This window comes from Sphingomonas folli (assembly GCF_019429525.1).
GTDB classification, from domain to species: domain Bacteria; phylum Pseudomonadota; class Alphaproteobacteria; order Sphingomonadales; family Sphingomonadaceae; genus Sphingomonas; species Sphingomonas folii.
Genome location: NZ_JAHXZL010000006.1, coordinates 159166 through 180898 on the forward strand (window position 1 = coordinate 159166; position 21733 = coordinate 180898).

A 21733-nucleotide genomic window follows, 5' to 3' on the forward strand; every position below is an offset into this window, starting at 1 on the left:
TACCTCTGAAGTATTGCCGACCAAGATAGGTCAATCTACTCAAGTAGCCACATCAGGCTTCAAAAATGATACGATGCGCCGGCCTCTCGCGGGAACACCCTCTACTTAGTGAGAGGGCATTTGATTTTTCTAGGCGAGGAGTCAGTTGCAATGACAAGCGTATCGACTTCCGCTCGCACCAAATACTCTTTATCTGCCTCCTGAGTGTCCGAGCAGCGACGCGAGGTGATCGCGAACGATGTCGCTAAGGTCATCCAGCTTCATGCTGGACATGACGCCTATGTTGACGTGAATTACGGCAACTCCGTCAACTCTGGTACATCTGTCGATCCTGAGATCGATAGCGACACACATCCAACAGGGCATGACGAGGAGGGCCGGAGAAATCCAATCCGGTGACTTAGTTGTTTACGTGCGAGGTCCCCTATGTTGACGCCTAGCTTCATCGCCCTCGCTCTGCCGGTATTACTGCTACTGGCCGGGCGCGCGCTGGTCGGCGGAGGTCCCGCTCTGCCGCCTCCGCCGACCAGCCCCCTCGTTCGTGCCGCCATGGAAGAAATACCTCTCCACAGCGTTCGCGCGTCATCGGCGGGAGAGAGACCAGATCGTCGGAAGGTGACCTCATCGGAGTGCAGCTGTTCGAGCGCTCTCGACGTCTCACTACCGACGTCTGCTTCCGCGTCGGCTATCACACCCTGTACGGACGCTACGCCGAGCCGGGCCGCCCTTTTCATCAGTTCGAGGGAATCAAGCTGAGCGGAGATTGCGGGCTCGTCGTGGACGAATCCTTCACCTCACTCCCCCATGGCATTGACCCACAGGCCGCGGCGAACGCGCTTCAGACGCTCTACGATGCCACCGTCGCAGTGCAGCAGCGCGAGCCATCGCAACATGACGGTGGTTTGCGTCAAGCTGGAATGGCGCAAGCGTTGCCAGGTGCGATCGAAGGACCTGCTTGCCGTCTTGCCGCTGCAGGATCTGTATAAGGTCGAGCCAACGGGAGCAGGCTGGTCCTTCTATACGCGCTCCAATTACGAGACGATGTGGCACATCGAGCTTCTCCCCGCCGGTAAGGGCACGCAGATGATCCGCCTCACCGAGGAACGCATTCCTCCCTTCTGATCCGTCACGCGCCCGCACTGAGCCGCCCGACACCAATCGACACGCGACAGCCGCGCGCTACTGCGCCATCATGCCGGCACGACGCGACCGCGACCCACGCGGCGCGCGCACGGGAGAGACGATGCCGCCGCTGCTCGGGCTGATGCAGGACATGCCGCTCACGGTCGACCGCTTCCTCGACCATGCGGCGGAGTGGCACCCGCGCCGCGAGATCGTCTCGCGCGACGCCGCCGGCGCGGTCAGCCGCAGCGACTATGCCGGGCTGCACCGCACCGCCAAGCAGGTGTCCGCCGCGCTCGCCGGGCTCGGCATCCTGCCGGGGGACCGCGTCGCGACGCTCGGCTGGAACGGCTTCCGCCACCTCGCCGCCTGGTACGGCGCGACCAACATGGGCGCGGTGCTGCACACGCTCAACCCGCGGCTGTTCCCCGAGCAGATCCGCTACATCGCCGCGCACGCCGGTGACCGGCTGCTGTTCGCCGACCCGGAATGTGCCGCGCTGGCGCAGCGGCTGGCGCGCGAGGTCGGCACGATCGAGCGGGTCGTCTATCTCTGCGGCGCGGACGCGCTGCCCGAGGGCGGCGGCATCGCCTTCGACGAGCTGGTCGCGGCGCAGCCGACCGACCACCCCTGGGGCGGCTTCGACGAGCGCGCCGCGTGCGGGCTGTGTTACACCTCGGGCACCACCGGCCTACCCAAGGGCGTGCTCTACTCGCACCGGTCGAACTGGCTCCACACGCTGATGGCGCTCCAGCACGACGCCATGGGCCTGTCCGCGCGCGACAGCCTGCTGCTGGTGGTGCCGATGTATCATGCCAACAGCTGGGGCGTGGTCTATTCGGCGCCCGCGGTCGGCGCCAAGCTGGTGCTGCCGGGCCAGCGGATGGACGGCGCCGCGCTGTACGAGCTGATCGAGCAGGAGCAGGTGACCTTCTCCGCCGCGGTGCCGACGGTGTGGCACGGGCTGCTCCAGCACCTGCGCGGCACCGGACAGGGCTTCACCTCGCTGGAGCGCGTGATCATCGGCGGCGCCGCCCCGCCCGAGGCGCTGATCCGCGCCTTCCAGGACGATTACGGCGTCGAGGTGGTGCAGGGCTGGGGCATGACCGAGACCTCGCCGCTGGCGACGCTCTCCTCCCCGACCGCGGACGTGCTGGCGCAGCCCTATGACGCGCAGGTGCGGCGCAAGGCGATGCAGGGGCGGCCGGTGTGCGGGCTCGAGCTGCGGCTGGTCGACGATGCGGGCACGGTGCTGCCGCACGACGGTGCCAGCGCGGGGCGACTGCTGATCCGCGGGCCGACGATCGCGCGCGCTTACTACGGCGAAGCGGAGGAGGCGGTCGACGCGGCGGGCTGGTTCGACACCGGCGACGTCGCGGTGATCGACCAGGCCGGCTATGTGCGGATCACCGATCGTGCCAAGGACATCGTCAAGTCGGGCGGCGAGTGGATCAGCTCGATCGAGATCGAGAACCTCGCCGCGGCGCACCCGTCGGTCGCGGTGGCGGCCGTCATCGGCGTGGCGCACCCGACCTGGGGCGAGCGCCCCGTGCTGCTGGTCCAGCCCGCGCCGGGTGAGCGCTGCGACGCGGACGCGCTGCTCGCCTTCCTCGACGGCAAGATCGCGCGCTGGTGGATGCCCGACGCGGTGCTGGCGGTGGAGTCGATCCCGCTCGGCGCGACGGGCAAGATCGACAAGAAGCTGCTGCGCGAGCGGTGGCGCGACTACCGGCTGGAGGAGGCGGCGGGGGGGTGATGGCGGTACACATCATGCAGAACATTTTGCAGAGGGATGCTGGACGGGGAGGATGTCCTTCGATCACCCCAGGAACGGCGCGGCGATCTCGGGGCGGATGCGGAGCAGCCGGCCGGTGGCGCGGTCGAGCAGCGCCCAGGTCGTGACGCCCTCGACTCGCACGCGGCCGTCGCTGCCGAGGAAGCGGAAATGGCGGTCGAAGCGCGCGCCGCGCGGCGCCCCCGGCACCCAGGTCTCGCCCGTCACCGTCTCGCCCGCGACGACGTTGCCGCGATAGTCGATCTCGTGGCGGGTCACGACCCAGACATGCGCCGCCTGCTGCTCGGGCGGCGCCACCGCCGCCCAGTGCGCCACCGCCAGGTCCTGGATCCAGCGCACCCACACCGCATTGTTGACATGGCCGAGCTCGTCGATGTCCTCGGGCCGGGCGGTGACCTGGCGACGGAACGGCGTCACGCGCGGCGGCTCCTGATGCGATGGACCAGCGCGACCGCCGCGCCGGCCGCGACCACGCTCCCCGCCAGCCACCATAGCCGCGGATCGTGCCGCAGCCGCCCGACCGCCGCCTCGAACGTGTCGCCGAAGACGAAACCGATCGTCGTGAAGGTGATCGCCCACAGCATCGCCGACACCGCGTTGACCGCGGCGTACAGCCGCGGGCGGATCCCGGCGGTGCCGATCGCGATCGGGCTGATCGTGCGCAGCCCGTACAGGAAGCGGAAGGCGAAGATGAAGCCGACCGGATGGCGCTCCAGCGCGGCCATCGCCCTGGCGAAGGCGGGGCGCTCGCGCGCGGCGGCGACCCAGCGATGGTCGCGGAAGCGTCGACCGGCGTAGAAATAGGCCTGGTCGGCGGTGAACGAGCCCGCCGCCGCCGCGGCCATCGCGCCGGCGAGCGGGAACATCTCCTGGTGCGCCAGCAGCCCACCCGCGATCACCGCGGCCTCGCCCTCCAGCGCGGCGCCGGCGAACACCGCCGCCAGCCCGTAGCGCGCGACGATCGCCTCGATCGTCACGAGGCGCGGTGCCGGTCGCGCCTCATGACTCGACCCCCAGCTGCCACAGCACGAAGGCGTGCTCCTCGGCGGCCTCGCGCAGGCTCTCGAACCGCCCCGACTTCCCGCCATGGCCCGCGCCCATGTTGGTCTTGAGCAGCAGCAGGTTGTCGTCGGTCTTGGTGGCGCGCAGGCGGGCGGCCCATTTCGCCGGCTCCCAATAGGTCACGCGCGGGTCGTTGAGCCCACCCGAGATGAACAGGGGCGGGTAGGCCTGGACGCGGACGTTGTCGTACGGGCTGTAGCCGCGGATCAGGTGGAAGGCGGCCGCGTCCTCGATCGGGTTGCCCCATTCCGGCCACTCGCCCGGCGTGAGCGGCAGCGTCTCGTCGAGCATGGTGTTGAGCACGTCGACGAAGGGCACGTCGGCGATCACCGCGCCCCACAGCTCGGGGTCCGAATTGACCACCGCGCCCATCAGCTCGCCGCCCGCCGAGCGACCCGCGACCGCGATCCGGCCAGCGCTGGTCCAGCCTCCCGCGATCAGCCCGCGCGCGACGTCGACGAAGTCGGTGAAGGTGTTGGCGCGCTTCTCGAGCTTGCCGTCGTGGTACCATTGCTGGCCGAGGTCGTCGCCGCCGCGGATATGCGCGATGGCATAAGCGAAGCCGCGGTCGAGCAGCGATAGCCGCCCGGTCGAGAAGCCCGGCGGGATGGCGTGGCCGTAGGCGCCATAGGCGTAAAGGAACAGGGGCCGCGAGCCGTCACGCGGGAAGTCGCGCGGGTAGACGATCGAGACGGGGACCTCGGTGCCATCGCGCGCGGTGATCCTGACCCGCTCGGTGGCGTAGCGCGCGCCGTCATAGCCCGAGGGGATCTCCTGCACCTTGAGCACCGTCAGCGCGCCGCTGGCGACGTCATAGTCGTAGACGGTACCGGGGGTGACCATCGACTCATAGCCGAGCCGCAGCACCCGCGTGTCATGCTCGGGATTGTCGCCGATCCCGGCGGTGTAGCTCGCCTCGGGGAAGGCGATGCGGCGCGGCGCCTCGTCGGGATCGTAGGAATGGATCTCGATCTGGTCGAGCCCGTCCTCGCGCCCCTCGACCACGAGATAGTCGAGGAAGCAGTCGACGCCGGTCATGTAGAAATGCGGGCTCGGCGCGATCCGCTCGGTCCACTCGCCCGGCGCGGCGATCGGCGCGGTGACGAGGCGCCACATCGGATCGGTGTCGTTGGTGTGGATGAACAGCGTGTCGCCGTGCGTGTCGACGTCATACTCGCGCCCTTCCCGCCGCGGCGCGACCAGGATCGGCGCCGCGAACGGGTCGTCCGCGGGGAGCAGCCGCACCTCGCTGGTGACATGGTCGCCGGTCGAGATCACGATCCAGCGGCGATCGCTCGTCTCGCCGACCGCGACGCGATAGCCCTCGTCGTCCTCGTGGTAGAGCTCGACGTCCTCCGTCGGGTCGGTGCCGAGGCGGTGGAAGCGCGCGTTGTCGGTGCGCCACTCCTTGTTGGCGAGCCCGTAGAGGAAGCCCGCGTCGTCGGCGCTCCAGACGATGTCGGAGAGCATGCCGGGGATCGTGTCGGGCAGCAGCGCGCCGGTGGTCAGATCCTTGACGTGGATCGTGAAGCGCTCCGAGCCATCGCCGTCGATCGCATAGGCGAGCTTCGTCGCGTCGTTCGAGATCGCGAAGGCGCCGAGACGGAAATAGTCCTTGCCCTCGGCGAGCGCCGGCTCGTCGAGCAGCAGCTCGTCGGAACCGCCGGCGACGGGCTTGCGCCACCATCGGCGATACTGGCCGCCGGTCTCGAACGCGGTCCAGTAGACATAGTCGCCGTCCTTCTGGGGGACGCTCGACTCGTCCTCCTTGATGCGCGCCTTCATCTCCTCGTAGAGCCGGTCCACCAGCGCCTGGTGGGGCGCCATCTGCGCCTCGAAATAGGCGTTCTCGGCCGCGAGATAGGCGAGCACGTCAGGGTCGGTCACCTCGGGGTAGCCCGGGTCCTTGAGCCAGGCATAAGGATCCTCGACGGTGACGCCGTGGCGCGTGAAGGAATGGGGGCGCGTCGCGGCGACGGGAGGAGGGAGCGTCATCCCGCGCTACGTAGGGTGTGCGCGGGGGAGCGGCAACAAGGGTGTGACGGCACGCCGCCTTCCTGCGCGGCGTGGCAGGGCGGCGTGGCAGGGCGGCGCGCTCGGGCGCGCACCGGTCGGCTACGTCCTAGTAGCTCGCCTCGGCGTAGACCCTCGACACGTCACCGCCCCAGGCGCCGTGGTAGCGCTCGAGCAGCTGCTCGGCGGGCACCTTGCCGCCGCGGACGATCTCGCGCAGCGGCTCCAGGAAGCCGGTCTCGTCGTCGCCCGCGGCGTTGGTGCGCCCGCGCGCGCGCAGGCCCAGCGTGGCGATGTCGAGCACCGCGCCCGCGACGTCGCGCAGCGTGCCGCCGCCCGGTAGCGGTGCGGCCAGTCCGAGCCGCGGCACCGAGTCGCGCAATGCCTGGCGCTGGTCGAGCGTCCAGTCCTTGCAGAGGTCCCAGGCGGCGTCGAGCGCGCCCTGGTCGTAGAGCAGCCCCACCCACAGCGCGGGCAGCGCGCAGATCCGCCCCCACGGCCCGCCGTCGGCGCCGCGCATCTCGAGGAAGGTCTTCAGCCGCACCTCGGGGAAGGCGGTGGAGAGATGGTCGTTCCAGTCGTCGAGCGTCGGCTTCTCGCCGGGCAGCACGCTCAGCTCGCCGCGCAGGAAGTCGCGGAACGACAGGCCCGCGGCGTCGATGTAGCGGCCGTCGCGGTAGACGAAGTACATCGGCACATCGAGCATGTAGTCGGCGTAGCGCTCGTAGCCGAAGCCCTGCTCGAACACGAACGGCAGCATGCCGGTGCGCGCCGGGTCGGTGTCCGACCAGATGTGGCTGCGATAGGAGAGGAAGCCGTTGGGCCTGCCCTCGGTGAAGGGCGAGTTGGCGAACAGCGCGGTGGCGAGCGGCTGGAGCGCGAGGCCGACGCGGAACTTCTGCACCATGTCCGCCTCGGAGGCATAGTCGAGGTTCACCTGGATCGTGCAGGTGCGCAGCATCATGTCGAGCCCCATCGTGCCGACGCGCGGCATGTGGCGCAGCATGATCGCGTAGCGGCCCTTGGGCATGATCGGCAGCTCGGCGCGCGTCTTGTCGGGCCACATGCCGAGCCCGAGGAAGCCGATCCCCAGCGCCTCGCCCGCGGCCTTCACCTGCGCGAGGTGGCGGCCGGTCTCGGCGCAGGTCTGGTGGAGGGTCTCGAGCGGCGCGCCCGAGAGCTCGAACTGGCCCGCGGGCTCGAGGCTGACGCTGCCGTCGGCGCCGCTGAGCGCGATCACCTTGCCGCCCTCCTCGACCGGCCGCCAGCCGTGCTGGACCAGCTCGCCGAGCAGCGCGCGGATACCCGCGGGCTCGTCGTAGGAGGGGGCGTGATGGTCGCCGAGCGCGTAGACGAACTTCTCGTGCTCGGTGCCGATGCGCCAGCGCGACGCGGGCTTCTCGCCCGAGGCGAGATGGGCGATCAGTTGGTCGCGCGATCCGATGACCGCCGCACTGTGATCCGAAACGGTCTTCGTCGTCATGGCGCCGCGCTTACGCGCGGAACAACGGCCGCGCTAGAGCCGATCGACGCCGGTCCGACGCGGGCGCATCGCGCGCCCGCGTCGCCGATCGCGCGGGCGCCCGGCACGAGACGCTTGATCTCGCGGCCGCGGTGCGACAGGCTATTGTATACGATCCAGCGGGACGACGGTCATGCGCGCAGTCTTACTCCTCGGCGCCCTCGCGCTCGCCCCCGCGGCCGCCGCGCCGCGCCCGGACGCCGCACCGGTGCCCACGACGCGCTACCGCGTCGGCGGCTTCACCCTGGCGCTCCGCCGCGACACGCAGACCGCGGCGGGCCTGCGCCCCGATCGCGCCGCCGGCTTCGACTTCCTCCCGGCCGCGCGTGAGGCGGAGCGCGCCGGCGACGGCTACGTCCATCTCGGTGACCTCCACCTGCGGCTGCGCACCCCCGGGACGCCGTGGCGCGACTTCGCCTCGGCAAGCGCGCGCCGCCCGATCGCGCCGCTGCCGCCCGCGCGCGGGATGATCGCGGGCGCGGACATCACCGCGACGATGGGCGCGGGCATCCCGCTGCGCGTCGTGCGGCGCTGGCTGATCGTCGACGGCGCGCCCGCGCTGCGCTTCACGCTGACCAACACCGCCACCGCCCCGGTCGAGATCGGCGCGCTCGGCCTGCCGATGGTCTTCGACAATATCATCAGCGGGCGCGACCTCGACCAGGCGCACGCGCGCGCCAGCTTCGTCGACCCGGCGATCGCGCGCGACGCGGGCTATCTCCAGGTCACGCGGCTCAACGGCGCCGGGCCGGCGCTGCTGGTGCTGCCCGAGCGCGGCACGCCGCTGGAGGCGTGGCGACCGATCCTCACCGCGGCGCAGGCGCCCGGCGCGGCCTTCACCGATCGCAGCCCGCGCGCGCAGACGTCGGAGGGCTTCTACGACTGGACCGTCGCCAGCAAGGCCTTCGCCGAGCGCGAGTGGGCCGACGCGGCGGAACAGTGGAACACGCCGACCAGCCTGACGCTCGCGCCCGGCGAGTCGCGCAGCGTCGGCGTGCGGCTGGTCGCCTCGCCGACGATCCGCGCGATCGAGGCGACGCTCGCGGCGCAGCACCGCCCGGTCGCGGTGGGCGTGCCCGGCTATGTCGTGCCGACCGACCTCGACGCGCGGCTGTTCGTGAAGGCGCCGCACGCGATCCGCGCGATCGACGTGGCCCCGGCCGGGGCGCTGACGGTGACTCGCGCGGGCAGCGTCGGCGGCTGGCAGCGGCTGGCGGTGCGCGGGCGCGGCTGGGGGCGCGCGCGCGTGTCACTCACCTATGATGACGGCAGCGTGCAGACGGTGAGCTATTTCGTGACCAGGCCGCTCGACCAGGTGATGGCCGACCTCGGCCGCTTCGCCACGACGCGGCAATGGTATGAGGGGCGCGGCGACCCCTTCGGCCGCTCGCCCGCGATCCTCACCTACGACCGCGCGCGCGACGCGGTGGTGACGCAGGAACCGCGCGTGTGGATCGCCGGCATGAGCGACGAGGGCGGCGCGGGCAGCTGGGTCGCGGCGATGATGAAGCAGCTCGACCATCCCGACGCGGGCGAGATCGCGCGGCTGGAGCGGCTGGTCGGCAGCACCGTCGTCGGCCGCCTCCAGGTCGCCGAGGGGCCGCACGCGGGCGCGGTGCGCAAGAGCCTGTTCTCCTACGATCCCAAGGCCCACCCCGGCTATTACGACCCGCGCGTCGACTGGACGACCTGGACCTCCTGGTCGCGGAGGGACGCCGAGGACCTCGGGCGCGCCTATAATTACCCGCACGTCGCGATCGGCCACTGGGTGCTCTATCGCACCGCCCGCAACCACCCCGGGCTGGTGCGCGCGCACGACTGGCGCTGGTATCTCGGCTGGGCGCAGCGCACCGTGGTGGCGATGATGCGCGACGCGCCGCACTACGCGCAGTTCGGTCTGATGGAGGGCGACGTGTTCGTCGACATCCTCGACGACCTCAGGCGCGAGGGGATGACCGCCGAGGCCGCCGAGCTGGAGCGGCTGATGCGCGCGCGCGCCGACCACTGGACGACGCTGCGCTACCCGTTCGGCAGCGAGATGGCGTGGGACTCGACCGGCCAGCCCGAGGTCTATGCCTGGATGCGCTACTTCGGCCACGCGCCGCAGGCCGAGCTGACGCGCGAGGTGATCCTCGGCTATGATCCCACGGTCCCGAGCTGGGCCTATAACGGCAACGCGCGGCGCTACTGGGACTTCCTCTACGGCGGCAAGGTCGCGCGGATCGAGCGCCAGGTGCATCACTACGGCTCGACGCTCAACGCGGTGCCGCTGTTCGACTCGTTCCGCCGCGATCCCGCCGACCTGCACCTGCTGCGCGTCGCCTATGGCGGCCTGCTCGGCGGCATCACCAACATCGACCGCGACGGCTTCTCCTCCGCCGCCTTCCACTCCGCGCCCGACATGATGCGCTGGGACGCCTATAGCGGCGACTATGGCATGGGACTGTTCGGCCACGCCTATGCCGCGGCGACCTATGTGGTGCGCGATCCGGTGCTGGGCTGGCTCGCCTATGGCGGCAACCTGCGCGAGGAGGACGGCGCGGTGACCGTGGCGCCGCGCGACGGCGCGCGCGCGCGGCTGTTCGTGGCGCCGGCGCGGGCCTGGATCACGCTGGAGGCGGGCAAGATCGCCGCGGCGCGCTACGTGCCGGCGAGCGGCGAGATCCGGCTGACGCTCGACCCGGCGCGACCCGAGACGCCGGCGGCGCGGCTGTTCGTCGGGGGCGCCGCCGCCGGTGGGCGGGACTACGCGCCGGCGAGCGGGACGTTCGCGCGCGGCGGCTACACGATCGCGCTGGGCGCGGCGCCGACCGAGGTGGTGCTGCGACCGCGGTGAGGAGGCCTCCGCCTCACTCCTCCCCGGCACGGGGAGGGGGACCAGCCGAAGGCTGGTGGAGGGGGCTTCCACAAACGTCGCGCGACGTGGAGGTCCCCCTCCACCACGCCCTCCGGGCGCGGTCCCCCTCCCCGCTCAAGCGGGGAGGATCTTATCGACTCCGCCTCACCAATCCCCCGCCGCGGCCATCCACAGCGCCACCGCCGCCGCCGCGGCGGTGTCGGCGCGCAGGATGCGCGGGCCGAGCGTGATGCCGACCGCCTGCGGCAGCGCGCGGACCAGCGCGCGCTCCTCGTCGTCGAAGCCGCCCTCGGGGCCGATCAGGATCGCCGCGGGCCCCGCGTGCGCGCGCATCGCCGCCGCCGCGGGCACGCCGCCGGTCTCGTCGGCGAAGAACAGGGCGCGCCCCGCGGGCCAGTCGCGCAGCAGCGCGGGCAGCTTCACCATCGCGGCGAGCTCGGGCAGCGCGGTGCGCCCGCACTGCTCGGCCGCCTCGATCATGTGCGCGCGCAGCCGCTCGGCGTTGGGCTTGTCGACCACGGTGCGCCGCGTCACCACCGGCACCAGCCGCGCCACGCCGAGCTCGCAGGCCTTCTCGGCGAGCCAGTCGACCCGCCCCTTCTTGAGCGGCGCGGCGGCGAGCCACAGGTCGGGCACCGGCTCGCGCTCGGCCAGCCGCTCGGTGACGTCGAGCACCAGGTCCCGCCTGCCGACGCTCGCCGCGGTGGCGAGCCACTCGCCGGTTACGTCGTCGAACAGCCGCACCGGGTCGCCCGCGCGCATTCGCATCACCGCGACCAGGTAATGCGCCTGCGCGCCGTCGAGCGCGCGCGGGCCCGGGCCGAGCGGCGCCTCGACGTACAGCCGCGGGGTCGAGCGCGGCGGCCAGGCGGGGGTCGCGCCCATCAGCGCCGCCCCCGCGCGAGCAGCAGGCGCGCCACCAGGAAGGCGGCGCCGCCGAGCAGCGCGAGGCCGATCACGCTCGCCGCGATGACGCCGGCGACGCGCAGGATCGCGTAGAACAGCGCCTCGAAGAAGCGACCGAGCGCGACCGAGAGATGGATCACCTCGCCGTCACGCGGGACCAGCGCTGCTCGCGGCAGCCGAAGCCGGCGAACAGGCAGCCCTCGGCCACCAAGGTGTCGCGACCCTCAAGGCGCAGCGTGCCGTCGACCTCGCTGCCGATGTCGGGGACGAAGACGGTGCCAGCATAGTCGCCGTCCTCGCCGCGCTCGAAGCCGCGGAACAGCGCCGTGCCGATCAGCCGCTCGGTGCCGCCCGCGGCGGCGTCGGCGCGCGCCTTCTCGCTCGCGGCCACCACGGTGCCGCACATGCCGGGCGCGCCGCGGCACGGCGCGACGCGGATGCGCACGCTGTCGCCGGCGTTGCGCCACGTCCCCGCGAGCGGGTCCGCCGCGGCGGCGGGAGCGGGGGCGAGCGCGAGGAGCAGGGCGAGCGGGATCATGTCGGCGAGATAGGGGAGGAAACGGGCGGTTTTAAGTCTGCCGCGTCGGACAGACGAGCGCGCATGTGCCCCGGCGGAGGCCGGGGCCCAGCTGGGAAGGCGGAGGTGAGACTCATCAGCGTCCCCCGCCTGGGCCCCGGCCGCCGCCGCGGCACGTTTCCGGTCAGCCGGTCCGCGCCACCATCCGCGCCGCCACCGCCTCGGCCACCTTGATCCCGTCGACCGCCGCCGAGAGGATGCCGCCGGCATAGCCCGCCCCCTCGCCCGCGGGGTAGAGCCCGGCGGTGTTGAGGCTCTGGAAGTCGGCGCCGCGGGTGAAGCGCACCGGCGAGGAGGTGCGCGTCTCGACCCCCGTCATCACCGCGTCGGGATGGTCGTAGCCGCGGATCTGGCGGCCGAACACCGGCAGCGCCTCGCGCATCGCGTCGATCGCGAAACCGGGCAGGCAGGCGGCCAGGTCGGTCGGGGTCACGCCCGGGCGGTAGCTCGGCGTCACGCTGCCCAGCGCGGTCGAGGCGCGGCCCTCCAGGAAGTCGCCGACGCGCTGCGCCGGGGCGCGATAGTCGCGCCCGCCCGCGACGAAGGCGCGCTCCTCCCACAGCCGCTGGAGCGCGATGCCGGCCAGCGGGTCGCCGGGGAAGTCGCGCGCCGGATCGATCGCGACCACCAGCCCCGAGTTGGCGTTGCGCTCGTTGCGCGAATATTGGCTCATGCCGTTGGTCGCGACGCGCCCCTCCTCCGAGGTGGCGGCGACCACCGTGCCGCCCGGGCACATGCAGAAGCTGTAGACGGTGCGGCCGTTCGAGCAATGGTGCGAGATATGGTACTCGGCCGCGCCCAACGCGGGATGGCCGGCGTCGTCGCCGAAGCGCGCGCGGTCGATCCACGACTGCGGGTGCTCGATCCGCACGCCGAGCGAGAAGGGCTTGGCCTCGGCGTGGACGCCCGCCTCGACCAGCATGCCGAACGTGTCGCGCGCGCTGTGGCCGACCGCGAGCACGACGTGCTCGGCCTCGAGATAGCCGCCGTCGTGGAGGTGGAGCCCGCGCACGCGGCGCTCGCCGCGCGCGTCGGCCTCGACGTGGAGCCCGTCGACCCGGGTCGAGAAGCGATACTCGCCGCCCAGCGCCTCGATCGACGCGCGCAGGTGCTCGACCATCGTCACCAGCCGGAAGGTGCCGATATGTGGGTGCGCGTCGGTGAGGATCTCCGCCGGCGCGCCCGCGGCGACGAACTCCTCCAGCACCTTGCGGTTGAGGTGACGCGGGTCCTTGATGCGGCTGTAGAGCTTGCCGTCGGAGAAGGTGCCGGCGCCGCCCTCGCCGTACTGGACGTTCGACTCGGGGTGCAGCACGCCGCGCCGCCACAGCCCCCAGGTGTCCTTGGTGCGCTCGCGCACCACCTTGCCGCGCTCGAGCACGATCGGGCGGAAGCCCGCCTGCGCCAGGATCAGCGCGGCGAAGAGCCCGCACGGCCCGGCGCCGATCACCACCGGGCGCTGGCGCGCGCCGCCGCTCGGGGCGAGGACGGGCGGGCGGTAGGCGGTGTCGGGCGTGGGGCGGACGTCCTTGTCGTCGCCGAGCCGCGCCATCACCGCGGCCTCGTCGCGCAGCGCGACGTCGACCGAGTAGACCAGTGCGATGCGCCCGCGCCCGCGCGCGTCATGCCCGCGGCGGGCGACCTGCCAGTCGAGCACGTCGTTGGCGGCGACGCCGAGCCGCTCGTGCAGCGCGGCGGGCAGCGCGGCGTCGTCGTGGCGCAGCGGCAGGCGCAGGTTGGAGAGCCGGATCATCGCCGCGCCTTACACCGGGCGGCCGCGGCGGCCAACGTGAGTCGGGCGCGGTCGCCGATCCTCCCCGCATGGCGGGGAGGATCTCGCCCGCCTCACAGCTTCTCGGTCAGCTCCGGCACGATCTTGAACAGGTCGCCGACCAGGCCGACGTCGGCGACCTGGAAGATCGGCGCGTCCTCGTCCTTGTTGATCGCGACGATGATCTTCGAGTCCTTCATCCCCGCGAGATGCTGGATCGCGCCCGAGATGCCGACCGCGACATAGACCTCCGGCGCGACGATCTTGCCGGTCTGGCCGACCTGATAGTCGTTGGGGACATAGCCCGCGTCGACCGCGGCGCGGCTCGCGCCCACCGCGGCGCCGAGCTTGTCGGCGAGCGGCTCGATCAGCTCGTGGAACTTTTCGCCCGAGCCGAGCGCGCGCCCGCCCGAGACGATCACGCGAGCGCTGGTCAGCTCGGGGCGGGTCAGCGCCGCGATCTCCTGGCCCTCGAAGGTGGCGAGCCCGGTGTCGCCGGTGCCCGCTACCGCCTCGACCGTGCCGCTGCCGCCCTCGGCCGCGGCCTTCTCGAACGCGGTGCCGCGCACCGTCAGCACCTTCTTGGCGTCGCGCGTCTGCACCGTGGCGATCGCGTTGCCCGCGTAGATCGGGCGCGTGAACGTGTCCTCGCCCTCGACCGACAGCACGTCGCTGATCTGCATGACGTCGAGCAGCGCGGCGACGCGCGGCGCGATCGCCTTGCCGCTGGTGGTGGCGGGGGCGACGAAGGCGTCGTGATGCCCCATCAGCTCGACGACCAGCGGCGCGACATTCTCGGCGAGCTGGTGCGCGTAGGCGGCGTCGTCGGCGACATGGACCTTGCCCACGCCCGCGATCCTCGCCGCCGCCTGCGCGACGCCGTCGACCCCCTGCCCCGCGACCAGCAGGTGGACCTCGCCGAGCTTGGCCGCCGCGGTCACCGCGGAGAGCGTGGCGTCTTTCACGGCCTTGCCGTCGTGCTCGACCCAAACCAGAGTCTTCATGCTGCGCTCCCTTACTTCGCGATGCCGAGCGACTTGAGCTTGCCCGCCAGCTCGTCGACGTCGGCGACCTTGACGCCCGCGGTGCGCTTGGCCGGCTCGGCGACCTTCACCGTGGTGAGCCGCGGCGCGACGTCGACGCCGACCTCGGCGGCGGTCCTGGTCACGAGCGGCTTCGACTTGGCCTTCATGATGTTGGGCAGCGAGGCGTAGCGCGGCTCGTTGAGGCGCAGGTCGGTCGTCACGATCGCGGGCAGCGTGTAGCGGTCGGTCTCGAGCCCGCCGTCGACCTCGCGCGTCACAGTCACCGCGTCCGCGGCGAGCTCCACCTTGGAGGCGAAGGTCGCCTGGCCCCAGCCGAGCAGCGCGGCGAGCATCTGGCCGGTCTGGTTGTTGTCGTCGTCGATCGCCTGCTTGCCGAGGATCACGAGCTGCGGCTGCTCCTCCTCCACGATCTTGGCGAGGATCTTGGCGACGCCGAGCGGCTCCACCTTGGTGTCGCTGGTGACGAGGATGGCGCGGTCGGCGCCCATCGCCAGCGCGGTGCGCAGCGTGTCCTGCGCCTTGGGCTCGCCGATCGAGACCGCGACGATCTCGGTGACGGTACCCTTCTCCTTGAGCCGGATCGCCTCCTCGACCGCGATCTCGTCGAAGGGGTTCATGCTCATCTTGACGTTGGCGAGGTCGACCCCCGAGCCGTCCGCCTTCACACGGGGTTTCACGTTATAGTCAAGCACGCGCTTGACCGGCACCAAGACCTTCATCAGCGTCCTTCCGATCCTGCGGGCGGGGCGAGCGTTCGCGGCCCCGTTATGCGCTCCACATGGCGGTTTTCCGTGCTTTTCGCAAGTTCAGTACGGAAAGCGCGGTTGCCGTAGCGGCAGCGTCAGAGGTGTAAACGCATCGGGCCCGGACATGGTGTCCAGGCCCGATGATTTTCGCGGTCGTGGCTTGACGGTGGAACCTCGCAGCAACCTGCCGTCATCCCGGACTTGGTCCGGGATCCACTCCTCCGCTCACTCGCCGGCCATCAGGTACGCGGGCCGGTGGATCCCGGAACAAGTCCGGGATGACGGAAGGGAGTTGGATGGCGGACGACGAAGAACACCACCGGCGCCGCCCCCTCCCGCCTCAGGCGACCTTCTTCACCTCGGCGACGATCTTCTGCGCGGCGTCGCCCAGGTCGTTGGCGGGGACGATCGCGAGCCCGGACGTGGACAGGATCTCCTTGCCCTTCTCCACATTGGTGCCCTCGAGCCGGACGACCAGCGGCACCGACAGGTTCACTTCCTTCGCCGCGGCGACGATGCCCTCGGCGATGATGTCGCACTTCATGATGCCGCCGAAGATGTTGACTAGGATGCCCTTCACCGCGGGATCGGCGAGGATGATCTTGAACGCCGCGGTCACCTTCTCCTTGCTCGCGCCGCCGCCGACGTCGAGGAAGTTGGCGGGGAACATGCCGTTGAGCTTGATGATGTCCATCGTCGCCATCGCCAGCCCGGCGCCGTTGACCATGCAGCCGATGTCGCCGTCGAGCTTGATATAGGCGAGGTCGTACTTGGACGCCTCCAGCTCGGCCGGGTCCTCCTCGGTCTCGTCGCGCAGCTCGGCGAGGTCCTTGTGGCGGAACATCGCGTTGCCGTCGAAGCCGACCTTGGCATCGAGCACCATCAGCTTGTTGTCGTCCGTGACCGCGAGCGGGTTGATCTCGATCTGCGAGGCGTCGGTGCCGAGGAAGGTGTCGTACACCTTGGCGGCGAGGCTGTGCGCCTGCTTGGCGAGGTCGCCGGTTAGCCCCAGCGCGTTGGCCACCGCGCGGCCGTGGTGCGGCTGGAAGCCGGTGGCGGGATCCACCGCGAAGGTGTGGATCTTCTCGGGCGTGTCGTGCGCGACGGTCTCGATGTCCATCCCGCCCTCGGTCGAGACGACGAAGGCGACGCGGCCGGTGGCGCGGTCGACCAGCAGCGCGAGGTAGAATTCCTTGGCGATGTCGACGCCGTCGGTGACGTAGAGGCGGTTGACCTGCTTGCCGGCGTCGCCGGTCTGGATCGTCACCAACGTGTTGCCGAGCATCTCGGTGGCGGCGTGGCGCACCTCCTCCTCGGTCTTGGCCAGGCGGACGCCGCCCTTGGCCTCGGCCGGCAGCTCCTTGAACTTGCCCTTGCCGCGCCCGCCGGCGTGGATCTGCGCCTTCACCACGTACAGCGGCCCGGGCAGCTTCTTGGACGCGGCGACCGCCTCCTCCACGCTCATCGCGGCGAAGCCCGCGGGCACCGGCACGCCGAACTTCGCGAGCAGTTCCTTGGCCTGATATTCGTGGATGTTCATGCGCGGTCTCCGAGCCGGGGCAGAATAAACTGGAGCGTGCCTTAGGCGCTTGCGGCAAGGGAATCCACCCTGCGCTTAGGCTTTCTGAACCGCACTCCGCAGTTGCGATGCGATAGCATTAGCGTTGCCGGTCGGATGTGGGGCAAGGGTCGAGCGCCGGTCGGCGGTGGTATGGGCTGTCCACTCGGTGCGCCGGGATCCGCCGATACCGTGCCGCTCGCAGGCGTGTCGCAGCCAGTGGTGGTCGGGTAGACCAGCCCCACATACCTCCGTCATCCCGGACGTGGTGCGGGATCCACCGACCCGCCCATTCCGGAAGCGGAGCTCGCGCGGAAGGCTGGATCCCGGGCCACGCCCGGGATGACGGTTGCGGGTCGTGGAGACGCCGCACGCCGCGGCAGCGTTTCGCCGCATGGGCGGGCAAGGAACCACGTACCATGTCCCCACCTTTGCGGTTGCCGATCTGTTCCGCGTGGCGCAGAGCGGGCGCGTGACGTCGCCCTTCCCCGCGCTGCCGCACCCCGCGCTCCACGCCAGCCACTCGGGCGTGTGGGTGGCGCGGGCCGGCGAGACGCGCGCACTGTCGCGCGGCGAGGCGATCCGGCTCGCCGCCGACACGCCGGTGATCCTGCTCAACGCGCCGCTGGTGGCGCAGCGGCTCGGCTACGCCGAGCTGTCGGGGCTGGACCTGCTCGAGCTGTTCGCCTTCCTCCACCCCGCACGCTTCGCGGTGCCGACGCCGCGCGGGATCGCGCAGGTGACCGGGATCGACGTGCCCGCGCGCGACGAGGACGTCGCCGGCTTCCTCGCCGCCGCGGCGGAGCGGCTGCTCGCCGTGACCCAGGCGAGCGACTGGCCCGAGCGCGAGGGCGCCTGGACCGCGGCGCAGTCGCTCACGCGCGCGCGCTGGCCCTGGGCGCCGATCGTCGCCCCGCGCGTCGCCAAGCCGGCGCAGCACGAGCGCTGGCTGTTCTCGCGCCTGCCCGAGTGGCAGGAGGCGGCGCCGCGCCCCGCCCTCCGCGCGGTGACGCTCGACGAGGCCGCGGTGCTCGAGCGGCTCGAGCGACTCGCCGGCGCCGGCGCCGAGCTCCGCACCGGGCAGCGCGCCTATGCCGCCGCGGCCGCCGCCGCCTTCGCGCCGCGCGCCGCGCGCGACATGCCCAACCTAGTGCTCGCCGAGGCCGGCACCGGGATCGGCAAGACGCTCGGCTATCTCGCCCCCGCCAGCCTATGGGCCGAGCAGGCCGGCGGCGCGGTGTGGATCTCCACCTACACCAAGGCGCTGCAACGCCAGCTCGGGCATGAGACGCGCCGCCTCCACCCCGATCGCGCGGTGCGCAAGGCGCGCGTCGTCACGCGCAAGGGCCGCGAGAATTATCTCTGCCTGCTCAATCTCGAGGACGCGCTCCAGGGCGGTTTCGCCGGGCGCGCCGCGATCCTGGCGCATCTGGTCGCGCGCTGGGCGGCCTATAGCGACGACGGCGACATGGTGGGCGGCGACCTGCCCGGCTGGCTCGTCACGCTGTTCCGCCGCAACGGCTCGGCCGCGCTGACCGACCGGCGCGGCGAGTGCGTCTACGCCGGCTGCCCGCACTACCGCCGCTGCTTCATCGAGCGCGCCGCGCGCGCCTCGGCCGAGGCCGACCTCGTCATCGCCAACCACGCGCTGGTGATGGTCAACGCCGCGCGCGGGCGCGAGACCGCGACGCGGCCGACGCGCTACGTCTTCGACGAGGGCCACCATCTGTTCGACGCCGCCGACGCGATGTTCGGCACCGCCCTCACCGGGCAGGAGACGATCGAGCTGCGCCGCTGGATCGTCGGCCCCGAGGGCAACGCGCGCGGGCGGCGGCGTGGCCTGCAGGCGCGGCTGTCCGACCTCGCCAGCTACGACGAGCAGGGCGCGCGCGCGATCACCGAGATCGTCGCGGCGGCGCAGGCACTCGCCGCCGAGGGCTGGCTCCAGCGCGTCGCCGAGGGTCAGCCGTTCGGCGCGATCGAGACCTTGCTCGCCGCGGTGCGCGGGCTCGCCTACGCGCGCGCCGAGCAGGACGCCGACGCGGGCTACGGCCTGGAGACCGAGCTGGCCGAGCCCACCCCCGAGCTGATCGAGGCGGCGGCGCCCGCCGCGCACGCGCTCGACTCGCTGGTGCGACCGATGGTGGCGCTGGGCAAGCGGCTGGAGGCGGTGCTCGCCGACGCGCCCGACTGGATGGACGCGCCGGCGCGCGCGCGCGTCGAGGGCGCGATCGCCTCGCTCGGCTGGCGCGCCGAGACCGTGGCGGCGTGGCTGGCGCTGCTCGCGCGCGTCGGCGGCCCGGCGGACCCGCGCCACGTCGACTGGCTCGCGGTCGAGCGCGGCGAGGGGCGAGAGTATGACGTCGGGCTGCACCGCCGCTGGCTCGACCCGACACTGCCCTTCGCCGAGACGGTGCTCAAGCCGGCGCACGGCGCGCTCGTCACCTCGGCGACGCTGACCGCGGGGGGCGACTGGGAGATCGCCGAGGCGCGCGTCGGCGCGCCGCACCTGCAACGCGCGCCCGGCCGCTTCACCGCGCCGAGCCCGTTCGACTATGCGCGCAACGCCGAGGTGGTGATCGTCACGGACGTGAAGCGCGGCGACGTGCCCGCGCTCGCCAACGCCTATGCCCGCCTGATCGAGGCCTCGGGCGGGGGCGCGCTCGGGCTGTTCACCGCGATCCGGCGGCTGCGCGCGGTGCACGCGCGCGTCGCCGACCGGCTCGCGCGCGCCGGGCTGCCGCTCCACGCGCAGCACGTCGACCCGATCGACACGGGCACGCTCGTCGACATCTTCCGCGACGATCCGCACGCCAGCCTGCTCGGCACCGACGCGCTGCGCGACGGCGTCGACGTGCCCGGCCAGTCGCTGCGGCTGGTGGTGATGGAGGGCGTGCCCTGGCCCAAGCCGACCGTGCTCCACGCCGCGCGCCGGCTCGCGGGGGGCAAGGAACAGGGGGGCGGGAGCGCCTATGACGATCGCATCGTGCGCGCGCGGCTGGCGCAGGCGTTCGGGCGGCTGATCCGGCGCGGCGACGACGCGGGCCTGTTCGTGCTGCTGTCGGCGGCGATGCCGTCGCGGCTGCTCGACGCCTTCCCCCCCGGGGTGCGCGTGGCGCGCGTGCCGCTCGACGAGGCGGTGAGCCGCGTGCGGCAGCGGCTTTCCACGGCGGGGCCGATCGGGCATGAGGCCGACCTCGACGACGCCCGAGCGGAGCTGCCCGAATGAAGACGCTGACGCTGCTGCGCCACGCCAAGTCGGGCTGGGACGACGCCGTGCCGCGCGACCTCGACCGCCCGCTCAACCCCAAGGGGCGTCGCGCGGCGCAGGCGATGGGGCGCGAGCTGCGCGCGATGGGGCTCGACTTCGATCGCGTGATCGCCTCGCCCGCGGTGCGCGTGCGCGAGACGATCGACGAGGTCGAGCGCGGACTCGGCCGGGCGCTGGCGCCCGAGTGGGATCGGCGGCTCTATCTCGCCTCGGCGGCGACGCTGCTCGACGTGGTGCACGAGCAGGACGAGCGCGCGGAGACGGTGCTGCTGGTCGGGCACAATCCGGGGCTGGAGGAGCTGGTGCTCGCGCTAGTGCCCGAGGCGCCGGGCGGGCTGCGCGACGCGGTGGAGGAGAAATATCCCACCGCCACGCTGGCCGAGATGACCTTCGCGGCGGACCGGTGGGAGGCGGTGGCGAGCGGCGGCGCGACGCTGACCCGCTTCGTCCGGCCGCGCGACATCGACGCGACGCTCGGGCCCGACGGGGAATAGCCGCGCCCGGCGCGGGTGAGGAGCGCGAAGGTTCTCGCGGCGACGTCCTCGTGGGGCGCGAGCGCGTGCTTCAAACGATGACGCTGACCTGCCCGCCCCCTCCGCCCGCGAGGCGCGCTCAAAGCACCATATCGGGTCACGCCACCGCCGCCGGTGACGCAGAACTGTAAAAAGGTTCCTTCGCGACAGCCTCCCTGCCCCAATTGGGCTGGAAATTTTGTTGCCGAGTTGCTATATGAGACCGGCACGGGCGCATCCGTTCTCGCGCCCCTGGAGACGTCAAACCTTCTGCTCCCCCTGTCAGTCCGTTCCGCGGTGCTTGCCGGCGCGGGTCGCAGCGGACTGCGGGAGCCCTAACATTGGAAAGGCCTCCTATGGCTGCCAAGGCTCTGCATTTCGATGTCGGTGACTATGTCGTCTATCCCAAGCACGGGGTCGGCCGTGTGATCGAGCTGCAGAAACAGGAGATCGCGGGCATGCAGCTGGAGCTGTACGTGCTGCGGTTCGAGAAGGAGCGGATGACGCTGCGCGTCCCCACCAACAAGGCCGAGTCGGTCGGCATGCGCAAGCTCTCGTCGGACAAGACGATGCGCGAGGCGATGGAGACGCTCAAGGGCAAGCCCAAGGTCAAGCGCACGATGTGGTCGCGCCGCGCGCAGGAATATGAGGCGAAGATCAACTCGGGCGATCTCGTCTCGATCGCCGAGGTGGTGCGCGACCTGTTCCGCGCCGACGACCAGCCCGAGCAGAGCTATTCCGAGCGCCAGATCTTCGAGGGCGCGTGCAGCCGCCTCGCGCGCGAACTCGCCGCGATGGAGCAGATCGACGAGCCGGCCGCGCAGGAGAAGATCCTCGACATCCTCCGCAAGGCCGCGGCGATCTACAACAAGGACAAGGTGCCGGCCTGAGCCGCCGTACCGGGTCGGATGAGAGAGGGGCGGTCCGGTCGGGCCGCCCCTTTTCGTTTGCGCGCGCGGTGATCGTGTATTAGTG

The 21733-nt window shown here is 71.8% G+C and carries 18 protein-coding genes; 7 read left to right on the forward strand and 11 right to left on the reverse strand.

The window, feature by feature from the left end:
* Window positions 1–204: 204 nt before the first annotated feature.
* From KZ813_RS10875 to KZ813_RS10885, 3 genes are all read left to right on the forward strand, one after another.
* Window positions 205–399, forward strand: coding sequence for a hypothetical protein (locus KZ813_RS10875; RefSeq protein ID WP_219755006.1), 195 nt, complete (start codon window positions 205–207; stop codon window positions 397–399).
* Between the two features lie 492 nt (window positions 400–891).
* On the forward strand, window positions 892–1122 hold the full coding sequence (locus KZ813_RS10880; RefSeq protein ID WP_219755007.1) for a hypothetical protein: 231 nt from the start codon (window positions 892–894) through the stop codon (window positions 1120–1122).
* A gap of 70 nt (window positions 1123–1192) precedes the next feature.
* Window positions 1193–2878, forward strand: a complete 1686-nt coding sequence (locus tag KZ813_RS10885) for a long-chain-fatty-acid--CoA ligase (RefSeq protein ID WP_258046654.1) — start codon at window positions 1193–1195, stop codon at window positions 2876–2878.
* Window positions 2879–2941: 63 nt separating this feature from the next.
* Here the strand turns inward: KZ813_RS10885 and KZ813_RS20125 are convergent, their stop codons facing one another.
* The 4 genes from KZ813_RS20125 to KZ813_RS10905 form a co-directional block, all read right to left on the reverse strand.
* Complete coding sequence (locus KZ813_RS20125; protein ID WP_308461859.1) at window positions 2942–3334, reverse strand: acyl-CoA thioesterase; 393 nt, start codon at window positions 3332–3334, stop codon at window positions 2942–2944.
* Complete coding sequence (locus tag KZ813_RS10895; RefSeq protein WP_219755009.1) at window positions 3331–3894, reverse strand: DedA family protein; 564 nt, start codon at window positions 3892–3894, stop codon at window positions 3331–3333. The genes KZ813_RS20125 and KZ813_RS10895 overlap by 4 nt, the downstream gene beginning before the upstream one ends.
* Before the next feature lie 22 nt (window positions 3895–3916).
* Window positions 3917–5974, reverse strand: coding sequence for a S9 family peptidase (locus tag KZ813_RS10900; protein WP_219755010.1), 2058 nt, complete (start codon window positions 5972–5974; stop codon window positions 3917–3919).
* Between the two features lie 127 nt (window positions 5975–6101).
* Window positions 6102–7475, reverse strand: coding sequence for a glutamate--cysteine ligase (locus tag KZ813_RS10905; protein WP_219755011.1), 1374 nt, complete (start codon window positions 7473–7475; stop codon window positions 6102–6104).
* A 172-nt stretch (window positions 7476–7647) separates the two neighbouring features.
* On the opposite strand from KZ813_RS10905, the gene KZ813_RS10910 reads away from it, so the two are divergent.
* Window positions 7648–10350, forward strand: coding sequence for a DUF5695 domain-containing protein (locus KZ813_RS10910; RefSeq protein ID WP_219755012.1), 2703 nt, complete (start codon window positions 7648–7650; stop codon window positions 10348–10350).
* A 165-nt stretch (window positions 10351–10515) separates the two neighbouring features.
* Here the strand turns inward: KZ813_RS10910 and KZ813_RS10915 are convergent, their stop codons facing one another.
* From KZ813_RS10915 to sucC, 7 genes are all read right to left on the reverse strand, one after another.
* On the reverse strand, window positions 10516–11256 hold the full coding sequence (locus tag KZ813_RS10915; RefSeq protein WP_219755013.1) for a 16S rRNA (uracil(1498)-N(3))-methyltransferase: 741 nt from the start codon (window positions 11254–11256) through the stop codon (window positions 10516–10518).
* A complete protein-coding gene (locus KZ813_RS10920; protein WP_219755014.1) occupies window positions 11256–11417 on the reverse strand; it encodes a hypothetical protein in 162 nt (53 codons plus the stop codon). Before KZ813_RS10920 ends, KZ813_RS10915 begins: the two co-directional genes overlap by 1 nt.
* Window positions 11414–11815 (reverse strand): DUF2147 domain-containing protein, encoded by a 402-nt coding sequence (locus KZ813_RS10925; protein WP_219755015.1) that lies wholly within the window; start codon window positions 11813–11815, stop codon window positions 11414–11416. The genes KZ813_RS10920 and KZ813_RS10925 overlap by 4 nt, the downstream gene beginning before the upstream one ends.
* A gap of 163 nt (window positions 11816–11978) precedes the next feature.
* The gene (locus KZ813_RS10930) at window positions 11979–13607 is read right to left on the reverse strand and encodes an NAD(P)/FAD-dependent oxidoreductase (RefSeq protein ID WP_219755016.1); all 1629 of its coding nucleotides are present in this window, start codon (window positions 13605–13607) and stop codon (window positions 11979–11981) included.
* A 92-nt stretch (window positions 13608–13699) separates the two neighbouring features.
* Complete coding sequence (locus KZ813_RS10935; RefSeq protein ID WP_219755017.1) at window positions 13700–14629, reverse strand: electron transfer flavoprotein subunit alpha/FixB family protein; 930 nt, start codon at window positions 14627–14629, stop codon at window positions 13700–13702.
* Window positions 14630–14640: 11 nt separating this feature from the next.
* A complete protein-coding gene (locus KZ813_RS10940) occupies window positions 14641–15390 on the reverse strand; it encodes an electron transfer flavoprotein subunit beta/FixA family protein (protein WP_219755018.1) in 750 nt (249 codons plus the stop codon).
* 367 nt (window positions 15391–15757) lie between these two features.
* Window positions 15758–16957, reverse strand: a complete 1200-nt coding sequence (sucC, locus tag KZ813_RS10945) for an ADP-forming succinate--CoA ligase subunit beta (RefSeq protein ID WP_219755019.1) — start codon at window positions 16955–16957, stop codon at window positions 15758–15760.
* A gap of 472 nt (window positions 16958–17429) precedes the next feature.
* On the opposite strand from sucC, the gene KZ813_RS10950 reads away from it, so the two are divergent.
* The 3 genes from KZ813_RS10950 to KZ813_RS10960 all read left to right on the forward strand — a co-directional run bounded on the left by KZ813_RS10950 (window position 17430) and on the right by KZ813_RS10960 (window position 21648).
* Window positions 17430–20204 (forward strand): ATP-dependent DNA helicase, encoded by a 2775-nt coding sequence (locus KZ813_RS10950; RefSeq protein ID WP_308461860.1) that lies wholly within the window; start codon window positions 17430–17432, stop codon window positions 20202–20204.
* Window positions 20201–20740, forward strand: a complete 540-nt coding sequence (locus KZ813_RS10955; protein WP_219755020.1) for a SixA phosphatase family protein — start codon at window positions 20201–20203, stop codon at window positions 20738–20740. The genes KZ813_RS10950 and KZ813_RS10955 overlap by 4 nt, the downstream gene beginning before the upstream one ends.
* A gap of 374 nt (window positions 20741–21114) precedes the next feature.
* Window positions 21115–21648 carry a CarD family transcriptional regulator gene (locus KZ813_RS10960; RefSeq protein ID WP_219755021.1) on the forward strand — a complete coding sequence of 178 codons (534 nt, stop codon included), beginning with the start codon at window positions 21115–21117 and terminating at the stop codon, window positions 21646–21648.
* The last annotated feature ends 85 nt before the right edge of the window (window positions 21649–21733 follow it).